The organism is Clostridium sp. OF09-36, from assembly GCF_003481985.1.
Taxonomy (GTDB): domain Bacteria; phylum Bacillota; class Clostridia; order Lachnospirales; family Lachnospiraceae; genus Brotaphodocola.
Genome location: NZ_QUMD01000001.1, coordinates 176831 through 194304, shown reverse-complemented (window position 1 = coordinate 194304; position 17474 = coordinate 176831). Strand labels below are relative to the sequence as shown.

Genomic DNA, 17474 nt, shown 5'->3' with positions numbered 1-17474 from the left:
AGATGAGCAAGGACAGACAGCAGGAAAAAGCCAGGCGATCCAGGGAAAAGCTGTTAGAGGCAGCGGGAAAACTATTTTCTGAAAAAAAGATATCCGATGTCGGTGTCCGGGAGATTGCGTCCGCGGCTGGCTGTACAACTGGAACCTTTTATCATTATTTTACTGGAAAAGATGACATGATCGACCAGCTGTATCAGGATCACGATATAGAAATGGGAAGGCTTCTGCATCAGTGGGCACAGGAACAGGGACCGTACTGTGATAAGATCCGGACGTTTTTTGCACAGACGTTATCTGCCGCAGTGTTGGCGGACGGATGGGAATTTACCTGCTACCGCATCTTCCAGATGCGAAAGCACAGCGATGATAGAGACCGGCTTTATATGGGGATGCAGGAACTGATCCAGAAGGCCATCGATGCAGGTGAGCTGCAGACAGATGCTTCTGCCAAAGAGATCAATGGATATCTGTTTGTTGTTTTCCGGGGAGTTTTGTATGAATGGTGCCTGTGTCCGCCGGAACAAGTATTTTTGCTGGACGAGCGCCTGAAACAGATGACCGGGTATGCGTTGCAGTCATTTCAGAAAAAATAGGAAGGAAGTCTCGAAAGGGGCTTCCTTTTGCTTGTTCTGTCAGAAATTGAGTCTTGTGAAGCAAAAAAGTTCCGCTGGGATGCGTCAGGATCCCGTTGCTGGACACGCCTGCGTAAACAATAGTACCAAAATGTCGGCGGTACAGCTGCGGATTGTCCAAATTCCGTTCCCTTGCATAAGATACAGTAAGAAGCAGGGACAGGCGGGGGATAGGCGGTATGTGGGATCTGATCAGCGGGGCACAGCTGGATGAATATCTGGACCGGGAAATACCACTGTTTTTGGTGGATATGAGGAATCCGGATGCATATTGCAAAGCGCATATCCGGGGAGCGGTAAACATTCCGGCAAATGAACTGAAACAGCGTGTCCGGGAACTTCCGACGGACCGCCTGATCGTTTTATACTGCTATCACGGACCGAACAGCATGCGGGCAGCAAGGTGGCTGGCTTCGCTCGGATACGAGGCGGTTGATGTATACGGCGGGATCCAGGCCTACCGCGGAAAATACCTGGAGTGGGAGTGAGGAAATTTTCCATTGCCGGGCACGCATGCGTGAACAGTAACATGCAAGAAATACGAAACATAGGGTAATTCGTTGACAAGTTTATGGGTGGGTAATAAAATAACAGTATTAATGTCAAGGAAAGATGAGGAAAAAATCAATGAAATACATGTTTGCATCTGATATTCACGGTTCTGCGCATTACTGCAGAAAGCTTCTGGAGGTTTACCGCGAGTCTGGCGCAGAGCGCCTGATCCTGCTTGGAGACCTTTTATATCATGGACCACGCAATGATCTCCCAGAGGAGTATGCGCCAAAGCAGGTCATTGCTATGTTAAATGAGTACAAGAACGAGATCATTGCCGTGCGCGGAAACTGCGAGGCTGAGGTGGACCAGATGGTTTTAGAGTTCCCGGTTATGGCAGATTATGCTATTCTGGTGCTGAATGGCCTGACCTTCTTTGCTACCCACGGACACCTGTTCAACCAGGACCAGATGCCGCCGCTTAAAGCTGGTGATATTCTGGTACATGGACATACTCATCTTCTGAAAGCAGAAAAGGTGAACGGACATTACATCTTAAATCCGGGTTCCACCTCCATCCCGAAGGGTGGAAATCCGGCAACTTATGCAATTCTGGAAGACCAGGATTTTAAGATCTTCGACTTTGACGGAAATGTAGTCAAAGAGGCAAAACTGGGTTAATTAGGAAAGGAACGGTATGGCGACAAAAGTATATGAACTGATTGCACCTTGCCATTTTGGGCTGGAAGCAGTATTGAAAAAAGAAATCCTGGATCTTGGCTACGAGATTTCCCAGGTGGAAGATGGAAAAGTAACCTTTTGGGGAGATGCGGAGGCTATTTGCCGGGCAAACATTTTTCTGCGCACGACAGAGCGCATCCTGTTAAAGGTGGGAGCTTCAAGGCAACAACCTTTGAGGAGCTGTTCCAGGAGACCAAGGCGCTACCGTGGGAGGAGTACATCCCGCAGGATGGCCGTTTCTGGGTCAAGAAGGCCAATTCCATCAAGAGTAAGCTCTTTAGCCCGTCGGATATCCAGTCTATTATGAAAAAGGCCATGGTAGACCGCATGAAGCAGGCGTACGAGGTTTCTGTGATTCCGGAGACCGGGGCAGATTATCCGGTGAGGGTATCTCTGTATAAAGATATTGTGACAGTGGCGCTGGACACCACCGGAGAGTCCCTGCATAAGCGCGGCTACCGCAAGATGACCAGTAAAGCTCCGATCGAGGAGACACTGGCGGCAGCTCTCATTATGCTGACTCCGTGGAACAAAGACCGTATTCTGGTCGACCCGTTCTGCGGAAGCGGAACCTTCCCGATTGAGGCAGCCATGATGGCAGCGAACATGGCACCGGGTATGAACCGCTCTTTTCTGTCTGAAAACTGGAAGCAGATCATCCCGCGCAAGTGCTGGTATGAGGCGATGGATGAGGCCCATGAGATGGTGGACGATACCGTGACTGTGGACATCCAGGGCTACGATCTGGATCCGGAGGTCATCAAGGCAGCCAGAGCTAATGCAGAGCTTGCCGGTGTGGCGCACATGATCCATTTCCAGCAGCGTCCGGTTGCAGAGCTGAGCCATCCGAAAAAATATGGTTTCCTGATCACAAACCCGCCGTATGGCGAGCGAATTGAAGATAAGAAAAATCTTCCGGCTCTCTATACCCAGATCGGTGACCGCTTTAAGGCATTGGACAGCTGGTCTGCATTTATCATCACTTCTTATGAAGATGTAGAAAAATATATGGGCCGCAAGGCAGATAAAAACCGTAAGATCTACAATGGTATGATGAAGACTTATTTTTATCAGTTCCTTGGACCGAAACCGCCGAGAAGAAAGCCGGATGGAGAATTTCGCAAGTAGTGTGGAGAAAGACCAAGTTGAAACAATGTTTTAGAAAAACCTGCGGGATGCTTGCCGCATTCTTATTCATTGCTTCCATAAGCGGATGCCAGGCATTGCCAAAGCCTGAACCGGGAAGTGTTTTTGAGTCGAGGCAGGCGCAGTGGAAGAATCGGGGAAAGCCGGATAAGCAGGAAGGCGGATCAAAGACAAGTAAACAGGAAAGCGAATCAAAGGCAGGCAAACAGGGAATCGAACCAAAGGCAGAGAAAAAAGCGGAAGATAAAACGGAGAAAGAATTATCGGATCAGAGTGCATTGGAAAACGGGGATAAGGTGGAAAAAGGCGATCTCCCTTCCCGTTACGATGCGCGTATTGATGGCCGCACGGCCCCGGTAAAAAATCAGGGTGACCTGGGCACCTGCTGGGCATTTGCATCGCTTTTGTCACTTGAAAGCAGCATGTTGCCGGGCAAATCATACGATTTTTCTGAGGACCATATGTCCCACGATCCGTATTTCCTTCTGGACCAGAAGAGCGGCGGAGATTATATTATGTCCATGGCATACCTGCTTTCCTGGCGCGGACCTGTTCTGGAGGAGGAGGATCCTTACGGGGACGGCATTTCGCCGGAGGGCTTAAAGGCAGTCTGTCATGTGCAGGAAATCCAGATTCTGCCGGAATATGACCGTGATGCCATCAAAGAGGCGGTGTACCGGACCGGAGGCGTGCAGAGCGCCCTTTACACAACGCTTCAGGGCCAGACACAGGACAGCCGTTATTATAAGAAGGAAAACGGGGCTTATTATTATTCCGGGACGCAGCAGCCCAACCATGACGTGGTGATCGTGGGCTGGGACGATGATTATCCGGCTGAAAATTTTACAACCCTGCCGCCGGAAAACGGTGCATTTCTCTGCGAAAACAGCTGGGGAACCGGATTCGGAAAAGACGGGTTTTTCTATGTTTCCTATTATGATACTAATCTGGGAGCAACCAATCTGGTTTATTCTGGCGTAGAACCGGCAGATAATTATGATGAGATTTATCAGAGTGATCTCTGCGGCTGGCTGGGACAGATCGGCTACGGAGGTGAGACGATCTGGGCGGCAAATGTGTACCAGGCGACTGCGAGCGAACAGGAAAGTCAGGAGTCTGGGAACGCTCAGAAAGACTCAAAATCCGGGAACGGACAGAAAAAACAGACGGCTGGAAAAACACAGAAGGTTCAGGCGGCAGGATTTTATGCAGTTGGCCAGAATACCGAGTATGAGATCAGCATTCTAAAGAATGTGCCGGAGCATCCGTCTGATGCAGACTGGAGAGCTTTGAAACGGCAGAAGCTTGGAACGACAAACGGAAGTGTTTCTTATGCGGGATATTATACGATCCCGCTTGCAGAGCCGGTGGAGCTTGAGCCGGGAAAACGTTTTGCCGTGCTGGTTGAGCTCAAAACACCGGGCGCAGTCCACCCTATGGCGATCGAGTATGATTCGCAGGATGGACGGTGCCGGGTTGATCTTACCGATGGTGAGGGCTATATCAGCGCGGACGGGGATCTGTGGGAATCTGCGGAGGAGCAGCAGGCCTGCAATCTTTGTCTGAAAGCATACACGGCATGGGAGTAATCGGAAAGCATGCGCAGTGTTGGAGAAATTCCTGAAAGCATACATTGAGCTGGAACATTTCCCGACGCGTGAATGGGAATGACTGGAGAAATAAGGAGAATATCATGAAAAAACACAGAATCGTATTTGCGACCGGCAATGCCGGAAAGATGAAAGAAATCCGCCAGATCATGGCAGATCTTGACTGCGAAGTGGTATCCATGAAGGAAGCCGGAGCAAATCCGGAAATTGTGGAAAATGGAACTTCCTTTGCGGAAAACGCTGAGATCAAAGCCCGTGCAGTCTGGAACTGCACCGGCGATATTGTGCTGGCCGATGACTCCGGACTCGTGGTAGATTACATCGGCGGCGAGCCAGGCATCTACTCTGCCCGCTATATGGGAGAGGATACCTCCTATGAGATCAAAAACCAGAATATCATTGACCGTCTTGCAGATGCGAAGGGAGAGGAGCGCAGTGCCCGCTTTGTCTGCAACATTGCAGCGGTGCTTCCGGACGGACGCGTGCTTCACACAGAGGCGGCGATGGAAGGACAGATTGCTGAAAAGCCGGCCGGATGCGGCGGCTTTGGCTATGATCCGATCCTGTACCTGCCGGAATTTGGCATGACCTCTGCGGAGCTACCATGGAGCAGAAAAATGCGATCAGCCACCGCGGGAAAGCGTTGGAGGCAATGAAACGGGAGTTAGCGCATTACTTTGAGGAGGAATCCTGATGAAGATACTGATCGTGAGCGATACTCACAGAAAAGACGGAAATTTGTACGATGTGATCGAGAAGGAGAAGCCGCTCGACATGCTCATTCATTTAGGCGATGCGGAGGGAAGCGAATATGTCATTGCAGACTGGCTGAATGAGGGGTGTGAGCTTGTGATGGTTCAGGGCAACAATGACTTCTTTTCTAAGCTGGACCGCGAGATTGAGCTGGATCTGGGACCACACCGCGCTTTTCTGACCCACGGTCATTACTATAATGTATCGCTGGATGTGGACCGGCTGTGGGAGGAAGCATCCGACCGGGGCTGCGACATCGCCATGTTCGGCCACACGCACCGTCCGTATCTGGAAGAGCGGGAAGGGATCACGCTCTTAAACCCAGGAAGCCTGTCTTATCCGCGCCAGGAGGGCAGAATGCCTTCTTATATTGTCATGGATCTGGAAGACGATGGAACCGCGAAATATCATCTGATGTTTCTGGGAGATTAGCGTAAGAAAAAAATGTAAAAAAAGTTTTGAAAAAGTGTTGACAAAATAAGACCTGTATTATATAATTACTCTCGCGTTGTTCGATGGCTCTCGAAAGAGCGCGGGAGAACAAACAGGTTTTCAGTGATCCGGGGTGTGGCTCAGCTTGGCTAGAGCACCTGGTTTGGGACCAGGGGGTCGCAGGTTCGAATCCTGTCACCCCGATTGAAAATGAATACGCGGGTGTAGTTCAATGGTAGAACACCAGCCTTCCAAGCTGGATACGTGGGTTCGATTCCCATCACCCGCTCTTGAAAAGCTAGTCTTTTCAAAAGTGAGTCTGTAGCTCAGCTGGATAGAGCAACGGCCTTCTAAGCCGTGGGTCGGGGGTTCGAATCCCTTCAGGCTCGTTTCTTTCACGAAAGTGAAAGATGAATTTCATAATGGTGGGTATAGCGCAGCTGGTTAGCGCGCCAGATTGTGGCTCTGGAGGCCGAGGGTTCGAATCCCTCTATCCACCCTGATTGTTAAGTCCTTATGCAAGCAATGCGTAAGGATTTTTTACAATCTGATATTTGCTCAAAGTGCGGTGAAGAAGTCCTGAAAGAGTTGATTATATCAGGAAGACTGCAGCAGTTTGAGGCAGACAATTTCATATCCGCGGGCATGGCGGAATTGGCAGACGCGCCAGATTTAGGTTCTGGTGTCACCGACGTGCAGGTTCAAGTCCTGTTGCCCGCATAACAAAAAAGCTCTGGAAAACAGAGCTTTTTGCGTATTTGTGCAACAAAAAAGCCCTGTTCTTCAGGGCCTTTTGTGTATCTGGCAGGGTCTTGTGATATTTTGTGCTGCAGAACCCTGCCAGTCTTATTTCACGGATTATTTGCTCAATGTTCCATTCTCGAAGTAATCGATCTTCATGGAGTGGCGTACATCGGCCAGAGTCTTTGCAGCAGTTGCCTCTGCACGCTTGCTGCCCTCTGCCAGAATGTCGTAAACATCCGGAAGACGCTGCTCCCAGTCTTTTCTGCGCTCACGGATCGGAGCCAGCTCAGCCTGGATCACATTGTTTAAGAACTTCTTGACCTTGACATCGCCAAGGCCGCCGCGGCGGTAGTGGTCTTTCAGCTCGTCCAGGTTGTTGTAATCCGGCAGGAACTCTGCGAAATGCTCCGGACGGCAGAATGCATCGAGGTAGATAAATACCGGGTTGCCCTCAACCTGTCCCGGATCTTCCACACGAAGGTGGTTCGGATCGGTGAACATGGACATGATCTTTTTGCGGATATCCTCCGGCTCATCGGATAAGTAGATGCAGTTTCCGAGGGATTTACTCATTTTTGCCTTGCCATCGATACCTGGCAGACGCAGGCATGCCTGGTTCTGCGGAAGGATGATCTGCGGCTCAACCAGAGTCTCACCGTATACAGAGTTGAATTTGTGCACGATCTCGCGGCACTGCTCGATCATCGGCATCTGGTCTTCGCCAGCCGGTACGGAGGTTGCCTTGAATGCGGTGATGTCTGCAGCCTGGCTGATCGGGTAGGTGAAGAAGCCGACCGGGATGCTTGCCTCGAAATTACGCATTTTGATTTCGGATTTTACGGTTGGGTTTCTCTGAAGGCGGGAAACGGTAACCAGGTTCATGTAATAGAAGCTCAGCTCGGTCAGCTGCGGAACCATGGACTGGATGAAAATAGTGGATTTCTCCGGATCCAGACCGCAAGCTAGGTAGTCAAGCGCAACCTGGATGATGTTGTCGCGGACTTTCTCCGGGTGTTCTGCGTTGTCGGTCAAAGCCTGCGCATCGGCGATCATGATGTAGATTTCATCAAATTTGCCGGAGTTCTGCAGTCTGACACGCTCTTTTAATGAGCCAACATAGTGGCCAACATGAAGGCGGCCGGTAGGACGGTCGCCGGTCAGAATGATCTGTTTCATAAATGATATGGACTCCTTTATTCTTTGTGCGGCTCAGCCGCTGATTCTTCTATTATAATTCTTTCCGTGGGGCACGTCAACTGAATCGAAGGTTTCGGGAGGGGGATTTTCCGAATTTGGAATGCAAAGCTATTGCTTTTTTGACTGGAATCAGATATAATAGACAGGCGTTTATATTCGTATAAATCATTGGGCCATCGCCAAGCGGTAAGGCACAGGACTTTGACTCCTGCACTCGAGGGTTCGAATCCCGCTGGCCCAGCTACAAAAAAGACGAGAAAACTTTTACCTATATGGAAGGTTTTCTCGTCTTTTTTGTGTGCTCTTCATAATCTTCACAAGTGGAAGTTTCAGTGAAAAAATTTTATTGCTGTATACATGAAGTGTATGAGAATATTTGTTTTGAAGTGAGAGCAGTAAACAAAAAACACCAGAGCATTTGCTCTGGTGTTTTCTCGCTTTGATTCTTGATTCTATGACCTCATCGGGAATCGAACCCGAGTTTACGCCGTGAGAGGGCGTCGTCTTAACCGCTTGACCATGAGGCCAGAATCGAGGCGACAAGATTCGAACTTGCGACCTCTGCGTCCCGAACGCAGCGCTCTACCAAACTGAGCCACGCCTCGAAGCGACTCCAATAATATAGCACCTTTTGAAAAATAATGCAAGCACTTTTTTGAAAAAATTTGAAAAAAATTTTATCTTTTTTTGGAAGCGGTTTTTTGCTGCTGAAAAGTGTGAAACGGGCAGGGGAAAAAAGAAAAAGGGAAATCCATGCCGTGTATGAAAGAAAAAACACGTATTTTTCCCGTTTTATGCAATTTGCTAATTGATAAAAATGTGTCAATATGAGAAAATAAACCTATAGTATGCACAGAAAACAGGAGTGTTATGCGCATTCGTGTAAGTCATATGTTTTAATGGATTTGTGAACCAGAATCAATGGGTCAGTACGAACAAGTTTGGAGGATTGAGTTATGAGAGTTACGATCTGTATTGGAAGTGCATGTCACTTAAAGGGATCCAGAGAGATCATCCAGCGTCTTCAGGAACTGGTAAAAGAGCATGGTGTTTCGGATAAGGTAGATTTAAACGGAGCATTCTGCAGCGGAAACTGTGTAAATGGTGTCTGCGTGACGGTAGACGGGGAATTATTCTCCTTAAAGCCGGAAACAACCGATGACTTCTTTGCAAAGGAAATTTTAGGGAGGCTGTAAGCATGGCGATCATTGACTTTAAAGCTACAAAATGCCGTCACTGTTACAAGTGTGTGCGAAACTGCGAAGTCAAAGCCATCATGGTAAAGGACGGCCGTGCGGAGATCATGCCGGACAACTGTATTTTATGCGGGCGCTGCCTGCAGATCTGCCCCCAGTCTGCCAAGACACTGGTCAGTGATCTTGGAAGGGTAAAAGATATGATCGAGGCGGGGGAGAAGGTCGTTGTTTCCATTGCGCCATCTTACATGGGCCTTTTGAAATACCATACTATCGGTCAGGTGCGCTGCGCGCTCATGCGTTTAGGCTTTACCGATGTGCGTGAGACCGCAGAGGGCGCTGCGCTGGTGACAGCGGAGTACGCAAGGCTGCTTTCTGAGGGGACGATGGAAAATATCATCAGTACCTGCTGCCCAAGCGTGAATGCGCTGATCGAGAAATATTACCCGCAGCTGATTCCGTATCTGGCCCCGGTGGTTTCTCCCATGATCGCGCATGGCCGCATGATCAAACAGGAACTGGGAAGCGACACGAAAGTGGTGTTTTTAGGTCCCTGCATTGCCAAAAAGCAGGAAGCGTTAGATCCGCGCCATGCGGACTGCGTCGATGCCGTTTTAAATTTCAACGACATCAGCCGCTGGCTGAATGAGGAAGACATTGTCATTGAAGACTGTGAGGACACGCCGTTTGAGCGGCTGGACCCGCGGGTAAACCGGCTCTATCCGGTGACCAGTGGAGTGATCAATTCGGTTATGGTCACAGAGGAAAAGCAGGACAAATACCGCAAGTTTTATGTGCATGGGGAGAGCAACTGTATCGATCTGTGCCAGAGTATGGTCCGCGGCGAGATCACCGGCTGCTTCATTGAGATGAACATGTGCTCAGGGGGCTGCATCAAGGGGCCGACTGTAAATGATAAGTCGATCTCACGGTTTAAGGTGAAGCTCGACATGGAAGATCGGATTTCCCGTGACCCGGTACCGGAAGCGGAAACAAAGCCGCTGCTGGAAGAAGTATCCCTGCACAAGGTATTTCTGGACCGCACGCCAAAGGATCCGGTTCCTTCCGAAGAAGAAATCCGCGATATTCTTGCAAAGACTGGCAAGGTGCGTCCGGACGATGAGTTAAACTGCGGTGCCTGCGGGTATCCGACCTGCCGCGAAAAGGCCATTGCAGTGTACCAGAAGAAGGCAGAGCTTGACATGTGCATCCCGTTCATGTACGAGAAGTCTAAGTCCTTTGCGAATCTGGTCATGGAGACATCCCCGAATGTGGTCCTGATCGTCGATGCAGATATGAAGCTTCTGGAGTATTCTGCTGTGGGCGAAAAATATTTTGGAAAGACCCGTGCGGAAGCACTGCAGATGTACCTTTACGAGTTCATCGATCCGTCGGATTTCCAGTGGGTGTTCGATACGCACCAGAATATCCACGGCAAAAAGGTGCATTATCCAGAGTTTAAGCTGGATACGCTTCAGAATATTGTATACATACCGGAGCAGAATGTGGTGCTTGCTACCTTTATCGATATTACGAAAGAGGAAGAGCAGGCCAGACTGGAGTATGAGCGCAAGCTAGACACCATCGACCTGGCGCAGAAGGTCATCCACAAGCAGATGATGGTAGCCCAGGAGATCGCGGGCCTTCTCGGCGAGACAACGGCAGAGACCAAGACGACGCTGACGAAGCTTTGCAGATCCCTTCTGGAGGATGGAAGCGACAACGGAGGTAAGTAGAATGGCAATTACCGTAGATGTTGCTTATAAAAGCCTGAATAAGTTTTCGGAGGTCCTCTGCGGGGACAAGGTCGAGCTGTTAAAAACAGACGATTCTAACATCATGATCCTGGCAGACGGCATGGGAAGCGGCGTAAAGGCGAATATCCTTGCCACGCTGACCTCCAAGATCCTGGGAACCATGTTTTTAAACGGGGCAACCCTGGAAGAGTGCGTGGAGACGATCGTGGAGACGCTGCCCATCTGTAAGGTGCGGCAGGTCGCATATTCCACATTCAGCATTTTGCAGGTCTTTCACAGCGGAGATGCGTATCTGGTCGAGTTTGACAATCCGAGCTGCATCTTTATCCGGAATGGCCAGCTGGTGCCGATCCCGCAGAATATCCGGGAAGTCCAGGGCAAAAAGATTAATGAATTCCGTTTTAAGGTCCAGCGCGGAGATGCGCTGATCCTCATGAGCGATGGAACCGTCCATGCAGGTGTGGGCCAGCTTTTAAACTTCGGCTGGCTTTGGGAAGATATTGCCAAATATGCAGTAAAACAGTACGCGCTGACAATATCGGCCATGCGTCTGGCGGCATCCATCTGCCAGGCGTGCGATGAGCTTTACCAGTACCGGCCGGGTGATGACACCACGGTGGCGTGCATGCGCATCATCAACGCGAAGCCGGTACATCTGATGACTGGACCGGCCCAGGATCCTTCCATGGATGAAGAGATGGTGAAGAGCTTTATGTCCGGTGACGATTCCACCAGGCGGATCGTCTGCGGCGGAACCAGCGCCACCATTGTCTCCAGGGTTTTAAAGAAACGTCTGGATGTGTCCATGGAATACGTAGATCCCGACATTCCGCCGATCGCGTATATGGATGGCATCGAACTGGTGACGGAAGGTGTTCTGACGCTGAACCGTGTGGTACAGCTGTTAAGAAGATATGTCAAGAATGAGACGGTATCCGAGCAGTTCTTCCTGGAACTGGACAAGCCAAACGGCGCGTCCATGGTAGCCAAGATGCTGATCGAGGACTGTACGGAGCTGCATCTGTATGTCGGAAAAGCCATCAACAGTGCTTACCAGAATCCGGGATTGCCGTTCGATTTAGGCATCCGTCAGAATCTGGTAGAGCAGCTGAAGACGGTTGTGGAAGATATGGGAAAACAGGTAACTGTAACTTATTATTAAATGATATGAAAATAGAGAGTTGAGGAAGGGTCCGAAAGGCGGACATCCGGAAATGAGGAGGAAAAGAAAACTATGGTAACAAATGACGCAACAATCTTACGCATCAAACACGACGTACTGTATGAGGTAGCAAAGCTGGCATGGGCTGGCGAGCTGGATGAGGAACACAAGGATCAGGTTCCGTACACCATCATCCCGGGACCGCAGGCACAGTTCCGCTGCTGCATTTATAAGGAGCGCGAGATTATCCGTCAGCGTGTCCGCCTGGCAGAGGGCAAATGCCCGACCAGTGGTAAAGATTCCAGAAACGTGGTCCAGGTCATTGGGGCAGCCTGTGAGGAGTGTCCGATCGCATCTTACACGGTAACCGATAACTGCAGAAAATGTATGGGAAAGGCCTGCCAGAATTCCTGTAATTTCGGAGCTATCAGCATGGGGGATACCCGCGCCCACATTGATCCGAACAAGTGTAAGGAATGCGGCAAGTGCGCAAATGCCTGCCCGTACAACGCGATCGCACATCTGGAGCGCCCGTGCAAGAAGGCCTGCCCGGTAGACGCGATTACCTACGACGAGTATGGCGTATGCGAGATTGATGAAAATAAGTGCATCCAATGCGGCGCCTGCATCCACAGCTGTCCGTTCGGTGCAGTCGGCTCCAAAACCTTTATGGTAGATGTCATCAACATGATCAATGCAGGCAAGAAGGTAGTAGCATGGTGGCACCGGCAACGGAGGGCCAGTTTGGAGCTGACATTACCATGGCAAGCTGGAAGACCGCGTTAAAGAAGGTTGGCTTCGCAGATATGGTAGAGGTTGCCTTAGGCGGCGATATGACCGCTGCAGCAGAAGCAGCTGAGTGGGCGGAGGCTTACAAAGAGGGTAAGAAGATGACCACCTCCTGCTGCCCGGCCTTCGTAAACATGATCAAGCAGCACTTCCCGCAGCTGTTAGATAACATGTCCACCACCGTATCCCCGATGTGCGCGATCTCCAGAATGCTGAAAGAGAAGGACCCGGAGACCGTTACCGTATTCATCGGACCGTGTATTGCAAAGAAAAGCGAGACTCTGGACTTAAACATCAAGGACAACGCGGATTATGCCATGACCTTTGGTGAGATCCGTGCCATGATGCGCGCGAAAGGCGTAGAACTTGAGCCGGAGGAAAACACCTATCAGGAAGGTTCTGTATTCGGCAAGCGTTTCGGCAACGCAGGCGGCGTAACCGCGGCGGTGGTAGAGTGCTTCAAGGAAATGAACGAGGATATCACCCCGAATGTAATGAAGTGCAACGGCGCTGCAGAGTGTAAGAAAGCCCTGCTTCTCATGAAAGTCGGCAAGCTTCCGGCAGATTTTGTAGAGGGTATGGCCTGTGTAGGCGGCTGTGTAGGCGGTCCGAGCAAGCATAAGACCGAGCTGGAGGCAAAGAAGGCAAGAGACCTTCTCATCGGTCAGGCAGATGACCGCGAAGTGCATGCAAACTTGAAGAATCTGGGCGTAGACCAGGTGGCAATGCACAGACACTAAGTAAACAATATCACACAGTAACGAACGAGGGCCGAAAGGTTTCGTCCCCGCCATTCGGTGGGGACGGAACCTTCCGGCCCATTTGTGTTTACTGTGCGATATTGTTTAGATTTCGTTTACTTTGCGTTTGATGTATGTAGTGTGCAGCAGGTGATGTGCCTTCTGGCTTCCTGGTTCGCCGAGGAACGTTGCGTACAGCTCCTTGATGGCCGGATTCTCGTGGGATTTGCGGATCGGGTTGTTTTTGTCGGAGTCGTAGAGGACTTTCGCACGCAGGCCGCGGATATCGACGGTGTTGCGTACATAGCCCGGCTGCTGCGGCTGGCCGCCGCCGTTGATGCATCCGCCCGGGCAGCCCATGATCTCGATGAAGTGGTAAGTTGCTTCGCCGGATTTGACTTTCTCAAGCAGCTTCTTTGCGTTGCCGAGGCCGGAGGCGATGGCAACTTTGACTTCCAGTCCGGCTACCGGGTAGGTAGCTTCCTTGATGCCTTCCATGCCGCGGACATCGGTGAAGTCCAGATTCTTTAATTCTTCGCCGGTGAGGGTCTCGACTGCAGTACGCAGTGCAGCCTCCATAACACCGCCGGTTGCGCCGAAGATGACAGCAGCACCGGTTCCAAGACCGAGCGGTGCGTCGTATTCTTCGTCTGGAAGTGTGTTGAATTTCAGGCCGACTTTGCGGATCATGCGGGCAAGCTCTCTGGTGGTCAGGGAGTAGTCAACATCCGGGACGCCGTTTGCGGCTTCATCCGGCCGCTGAATCTCGAATTTCTTTGCGGTACACGGCATGATGGAAACAGACACGATGTCCTTCGGATCCAGTCCCATCTTTTCTGCGTAGTAGGATTTGGCGATGGCACCGAACATTTGCTGTGGGGATTTGCAGCTGGAGAGGTTCTCGGTCATATCCGGGAAGTAGTGTTCGCAGTATTTGATCCAGCCCGGGGAGCAGGAGGTGATGAGCGGAAGCACGCCGCCGTTCTGCACGCGGTCTAAGAATTCATGCGCTTCTTCCATGATAGTTAAGTCAGCGCTGAAGTTGGTGTCGAATACCTTGTCAAAGCCGATGCGGCGCAGCGCAGCTGCCATCTTGCCCTGTACGTTGGTGCCGATCGGATAACCGAATTCTTCGCCTAAAGCTGCGCGGACAGCCGGGGCGGTCTGCACGATGACATGTTTCTTCGGATCTGCGATCGCTGCCAGAACTTCGTCCACCTGGGATTTTTCCTGCAGGGCACCGGTCGGGCAGACTGCGATACACTGGCCACAGGAGACGCAGGAGGTCTCGCCCAGGCCCATGTCGAAAGCAGAGCCGATAAAGGTAGCAAAGCCACGCATGTTGGCACCGATGACGCCAATGCCCTGTACCTTTTCGCAGACTGCAGAGCAGCGGCGGCACAGGATACATTTGCTGTTGTCGCGGATCATGTGAACGGCACTGTCGTCGATCATGGACGGGGTGCGCTCACCATCGTAATAGCCTTCGTCGGTCACGCCGAGTTCTTTACAGAGCTGCTGCAGCTCGCAGTTTCCGCTGCGGACGCAGGATAAGCACTTGCGGTCGTGGTTGGAAAGTAAAAGCTGCAGGGTTTTTCTGCGGGATTCCAGTACTTTCGGGGTATTGGTCCATACTTCCATGCCTTCATTGATCGGATAGACGCAGGAAACTACCAGGCTTCTTGCGCCTTTTACTTCTACCACGCAGATACGGCATGCGCCGATCTCGTTGATGTCTTTTAAAAAGCAGAGTGTCGGAATTTCAATGTGCGCCAGTCTTGCTGCCTCCAGAATGGTGGAGCCTTTTGGAGCACTGACTTCTATGCCGTTAATTTTGATCGTAATATTCTCCATATCCATCCTCCATTACTGTTTGTAGATTGCGCCGAACTTACATTTCTCCATGCAGGCACCGCACTTGACGCACTTGTCGGTGTCGATGATGTGCGGATTCTTGACTGTGCCGATGATGGCGCCAACCGGGCAGTTTCTTGCACACAGGGTACAGCCCTTACATTTGTCTGCGTCGATGTGGTAGGAGAGCAGGGCCTTGCAGACGCCTGCAGGACAGCGTTTCTCTTTGATATGTGCCTCGTACTCATCGCGGAAGTAGCGGAGGGTGGAAAGCACCGGGTTTGGAGCCGTCTGGCCAAGACCGCAGGCGGAGTTTTCCTTGACGTAGTAGCAGAGCTCTTCGAGCTTGTCTAAGTCTTCCATGGTTGCGGTGCCCTTGGTGATCTTGGTGAGGATCTCCAGCATGCGCTTGGTGCCGATACGGCACGGTGTACATTTGCCGCAGGATTCTTCAACGGTGAACTCCAGGAAGAATTTTGCGATGTCTACCATACAGTCGGTCTCGTCCATAACGATGAGGCCGCCGGAGCCCATCATGGAACCGATGGAAATGAGGTTATCGTAGTCAATCGGGATATCGAAATGCTTCGCCGGGATACATCCGCCGGACGGACCGCCGGTCTGTGCCGCCTTGAACTTCTTGCCGTTCGGAATACCGCCGCCGATCTCCTCGATGACTTCGCGCAGGGTGGTACCCATCGGAATCTCGACCAGACCGGTGTTGTGGATTTTGCCGCCCAGGGCGAAGACCTTGGTGCCCTTGGATTTTTCGGTACCCATGGAAGCGAACCATTCCGGACCATTTAAGATGATCTGCGGGATGTTTGCAAAGGTTTCTACGTTATTTAAGATGGTCGGTTTGCCGAACAGGCCCTTCTGTGCCGGGAACGGAGGACGCGGTCTTGGCTCGCCGCGGTTGCCTTCGATGGAGGTCATGAGGGCGGTTTCCTCGCCGCAGACGAATGCTCCGGCACCGAGACGCAGGTCAATGTCGAAATCGAAGCCACTGCCGAAGATATCTTTGCCTAAGAGCTCCATCTCGCGAGCTTGTTTGATTGCAATTTTCAGTCGCTCAACGGCAATCGGGTACTCTGCACGCACGTAGATGTAGCCCTGGCTTGCGCCGATCGCATAACCGGCAATCGCCATAGCCTCCAGGACAGCGTGCGGGTCGCCCTCTAAGACGGAGCGGTCCATGAATGCGCCCGGGTCACCCTCGTCGGCGTTACAGCAGACGTATTTCTGGTCGGCATCGTTCTGCTTTGCCAGCTTCCATTTGAGGCCGGTCGGGAATCCGCCGCCGCCGCGTCCGCGCAGGCCGGAATCTAACAGGCACTGGATGACGTCGTCCGGAGTCATCTCGGTGAGAACCTTACCGAGGGCAGCGTAGCCGCCGGTTCCGATGTACTCTTCAATGACTTCCGGGTTGATGATACCGCAGTTGCGAAGTGCGATGCGGTGCTGCTTCTTGTAGAAGTTGGTGTCGATAAGAGCCTTGACGCCGGCCGGGGTAACGGTCTCCTGGTAAAGAAGACGGGTAACGACACGTCCTTTTAATAAGTGCTCCTGAACGATCTCAGGAATATCTTCTACCTTGACCATAGAGTAGAAGCTTGCGTCCGGGTAGACGATCATGATCGGACCCAGGGCGCAGAGACCATGGCATCCGGTCTGGACAACGGAGACTTCCTTTTCCAGTCCGGCTTTTTTGATCTCTTCTTTTAAGGTTTCCATAATCTGCTGGCTTCCGGAGGAGGTACAGCCTGTTCCGCCGCAAACCAATACATGTGAACGATACATCCGCTTTCCTCCTTATTTCAGATCTGCTGAATTTAATGTGTATTCTTCTACGATATGTCCGCCGATGAGGTGGCGCTCTACAACCTCGGCTGCCTTGTCTGCATTCATCTTAATGTAGGTGATCTTCGGTTTGCCAGGTTCCATGACCTCTACGATCGGCTCATACTGGCAAAGACCGATGCATCCGGTCTGGGTAACGGAAACTTTATCGGTCAGACCTTTTTCCTGAACGAGTGTGGAAAGGGTGTTAAGGACCGGTCTTGCGCCGCTGGCAATGCCGCAGGTAGCCATGCCGACCACAACGCGGGTGTGGGTGTGGTCTTCCGCACGCATGCTGACCTGACTTTGCATTCTCTCGCGGATCGCTCTTAATTCTTCAAGACTTTTCATGTTCGATTAATCCTCCTGTTCTGACGGGGTTTTTGGAAA

At 51.3% G+C, this 17474-nt stretch carries 12 protein-coding genes, 8 tRNA genes and 3 pseudogenes; 17 read left to right on the top strand and 6 right to left on the bottom strand.

Going from position 1 to position 17474, the window contains the following annotated elements:
* The first annotated feature begins 2 nt into the window (after positions 1–2).
* From DXA97_RS00930 to DXA97_RS00875, 12 genes and pseudogenes are all read left to right on the top strand, one after another.
* Positions 3–593: a TetR/AcrR family transcriptional regulator gene (locus DXA97_RS00930; protein WP_182436761.1), complete on the top strand. Its 591-nt coding sequence runs from the start codon at positions 3–5 to the stop codon at positions 591–593.
* Between the two features lie 218 nt (positions 594–811).
* Positions 812–1120 carry a rhodanese-like domain-containing protein gene (locus DXA97_RS00925; protein ID WP_118718244.1) on the top strand — a complete coding sequence of 103 codons (309 nt, stop codon included), beginning with the start codon at positions 812–814 and terminating at the stop codon, positions 1118–1120.
* 139 nt (positions 1121–1259) lie between these two features.
* Complete coding sequence (gene yfcE, locus DXA97_RS00920; protein ID WP_118718243.1) at positions 1260–1805, top strand: phosphodiesterase; 546 nt, start codon at positions 1260–1262, stop codon at positions 1803–1805.
* A 16-nt stretch (positions 1806–1821) separates the two neighbouring features.
* Positions 1822–2993: pseudogene (locus DXA97_RS00915) on the top strand (class I SAM-dependent RNA methyltransferase).
* Positions 2994–3010: 17 nt separating this feature from the next.
* On the top strand, positions 3011–4600 hold the full coding sequence (locus tag DXA97_RS00910; RefSeq protein ID WP_182436760.1) for a lectin like domain-containing protein: 1590 nt from the start codon (positions 3011–3013) through the stop codon (positions 4598–4600).
* A gap of 104 nt (positions 4601–4704) precedes the next feature.
* Positions 4705–5315, top strand: a pseudogene (gene rdgB, locus DXA97_RS00905) (RdgB/HAM1 family non-canonical purine NTP pyrophosphatase).
* Positions 5315–5806, top strand: coding sequence for a metallophosphoesterase (locus tag DXA97_RS00900; RefSeq protein WP_118541465.1), 492 nt, complete (start codon positions 5315–5317; stop codon positions 5804–5806). The pseudogene rdgB and the gene DXA97_RS00900 overlap by 1 nt, the downstream one beginning before the upstream one ends.
* Positions 5807–5935: 129 nt before the next feature.
* Positions 5936–6010 (top strand) — tRNA-Pro (locus DXA97_RS00895).
* A 14-nt stretch (positions 6011–6024) separates the two neighbouring features.
* Positions 6025–6095: transfer RNA gene (locus tag DXA97_RS00890), tRNA-Gly, on the top strand.
* A 26-nt stretch (positions 6096–6121) separates the two neighbouring features.
* A tRNA-Arg gene (locus tag DXA97_RS00885) sits at positions 6122–6195 on the top strand.
* 36 nt (positions 6196–6231) lie between these two features.
* Positions 6232–6305 (top strand) — tRNA-His (locus DXA97_RS00880).
* 140 nt (positions 6306–6445) lie between these two features.
* Positions 6446–6526 (top strand) — tRNA-Leu (locus DXA97_RS00875).
* A gap of 138 nt (positions 6527–6664) precedes the next feature.
* On the opposite strand, the gene trpS is transcribed toward DXA97_RS00875, so the two are convergent.
* Positions 6665–7726 carry a tryptophan--tRNA ligase gene (gene trpS / locus DXA97_RS00870; RefSeq protein ID WP_118541467.1) on the bottom strand — a complete coding sequence of 354 codons (1062 nt, stop codon included), beginning with the start codon at positions 7724–7726 and terminating at the stop codon, positions 6665–6667.
* Positions 7727–7916: 190 nt separating this feature from the next.
* Between trpS and DXA97_RS00865 the strand changes: the two genes are divergently transcribed.
* A tRNA-Gln gene (locus DXA97_RS00865) sits at positions 7917–7988 on the top strand.
* A 214-nt stretch (positions 7989–8202) separates the two neighbouring features.
* On the opposite strand, the gene DXA97_RS00860 is transcribed toward DXA97_RS00865, so the two are convergent.
* Both DXA97_RS00860 and DXA97_RS00855 read right to left on the bottom strand, forming a co-directional pair.
* Positions 8203–8274 (bottom strand) — tRNA-Glu (locus tag DXA97_RS00860).
* A gap of 4 nt (positions 8275–8278) precedes the next feature.
* A tRNA-Pro gene (locus DXA97_RS00855) sits at positions 8279–8352 on the bottom strand.
* A 351-nt stretch (positions 8353–8703) separates the two neighbouring features.
* Here DXA97_RS00855 and DXA97_RS00850 point away from each other — a divergent pair.
* From DXA97_RS00850 to DXA97_RS00835, 4 genes and pseudogenes are all read left to right on the top strand, one after another.
* Positions 8704–8943: an NAD(P)H-dependent oxidoreductase subunit E gene (locus DXA97_RS00850; RefSeq protein WP_118541471.1), complete on the top strand. Its 240-nt coding sequence runs from the start codon at positions 8704–8706 to the stop codon at positions 8941–8943.
* A 2-nt stretch (positions 8944–8945) separates the two neighbouring features.
* Positions 8946–10679: a [Fe-Fe] hydrogenase large subunit C-terminal domain-containing protein gene (locus DXA97_RS00845; RefSeq protein WP_118718242.1), complete on the top strand. Its 1734-nt coding sequence runs from the start codon at positions 8946–8948 to the stop codon at positions 10677–10679.
* 1 nt (position 10680) lies between these two features.
* Positions 10681–11862 carry a SpoIIE family protein phosphatase gene (locus DXA97_RS00840; RefSeq protein WP_118718241.1) on the top strand — a complete coding sequence of 394 codons (1182 nt, stop codon included), beginning with the start codon at positions 10681–10683 and terminating at the stop codon, positions 11860–11862.
* 72 nt (positions 11863–11934) lie between these two features.
* Positions 11935–13391: pseudogene (locus DXA97_RS00835) on the top strand (4Fe-4S dicluster domain-containing protein).
* Between the two features lie 105 nt (positions 13392–13496).
* Here the strand turns inward: DXA97_RS00835 and DXA97_RS00830 are convergent.
* From DXA97_RS00830 to DXA97_RS00820, 3 genes are read right to left on the bottom strand one after another with little or no spacing between them, the layout of a single operon-like run.
* Positions 13497–15245: an NADH-dependent [FeFe] hydrogenase, group A6 gene (locus DXA97_RS00830; RefSeq protein ID WP_118718240.1), complete on the bottom strand. Its 1749-nt coding sequence runs from the start codon at positions 15243–15245 to the stop codon at positions 13497–13499.
* Positions 15246–15257: 12 nt separating this feature from the next.
* Positions 15258–17045 (bottom strand): NADH-quinone oxidoreductase subunit NuoF, encoded by a 1788-nt coding sequence (gene nuoF, locus DXA97_RS00825; protein ID WP_118718239.1) that lies wholly within the window; start codon positions 17043–17045, stop codon positions 15258–15260.
* A gap of 12 nt (positions 17046–17057) precedes the next feature.
* The gene (locus DXA97_RS00820; protein ID WP_118541624.1) at positions 17058–17435 is read right to left on the bottom strand and encodes a (2Fe-2S) ferredoxin domain-containing protein; all 378 of its coding nucleotides are present in this window, start codon (positions 17433–17435) and stop codon (positions 17058–17060) included.
* Positions 17436–17474 lie beyond the last annotated feature (39 nt).

Coding starts and splice junctions, on each gene's coding strand:
- DXA97_RS00850 (WP_118541471.1), top strand. CDS start 8,704: ATGAGAGTTACGATCTGTATTGGAAGTGCATGTCACTTAAAGGGATCC.
- DXA97_RS00840 (WP_118718241.1), top strand. CDS start 10,681: ATGGCAATTACCGTAGATGTTGCTTATAAAAGCCTGAATAAGTTTTCG.
- trpS (WP_118541467.1), bottom strand. CDS start 7,726: ATGAAACAGATCATTCTGACCGGCGACCGTCCTACCGGCCGCCTTCAT.
- nuoF (WP_118718239.1), bottom strand. CDS start 17,045: ATGTATCGTTCACATGTATTGGTTTGCGGCGGAACAGGCTGTACCTCC.
- DXA97_RS00820 (WP_118541624.1), bottom strand. CDS start 17,435: ATGAAAAGTCTTGAAGAATTAAGAGCGATCCGCGAGAGAATGCAAAGT.
- DXA97_RS00925 (WP_118718244.1), top strand. CDS start 812: ATGTGGGATCTGATCAGCGGGGCACAGCTGGATGAATATCTGGACCGG.
- yfcE (WP_118718243.1), top strand. CDS start 1,260: ATGAAATACATGTTTGCATCTGATATTCACGGTTCTGCGCATTACTGC.
- DXA97_RS00830 (WP_118718240.1), bottom strand. CDS start 15,245: ATGGAGAATATTACGATCAAAATTAACGGCATAGAAGTCAGTGCTCCA.
- DXA97_RS00900 (WP_118541465.1), top strand. CDS start 5,315: ATGAAGATACTGATCGTGAGCGATACTCACAGAAAAGACGGAAATTTG.
- DXA97_RS00930 (WP_182436761.1), top strand. CDS start 3: ATGAGCAAGGACAGACAGCAGGAAAAAGCCAGGCGATCCAGGGAAAAG.
- DXA97_RS00845 (WP_118718242.1), top strand. CDS start 8,946: ATGGCGATCATTGACTTTAAAGCTACAAAATGCCGTCACTGTTACAAG.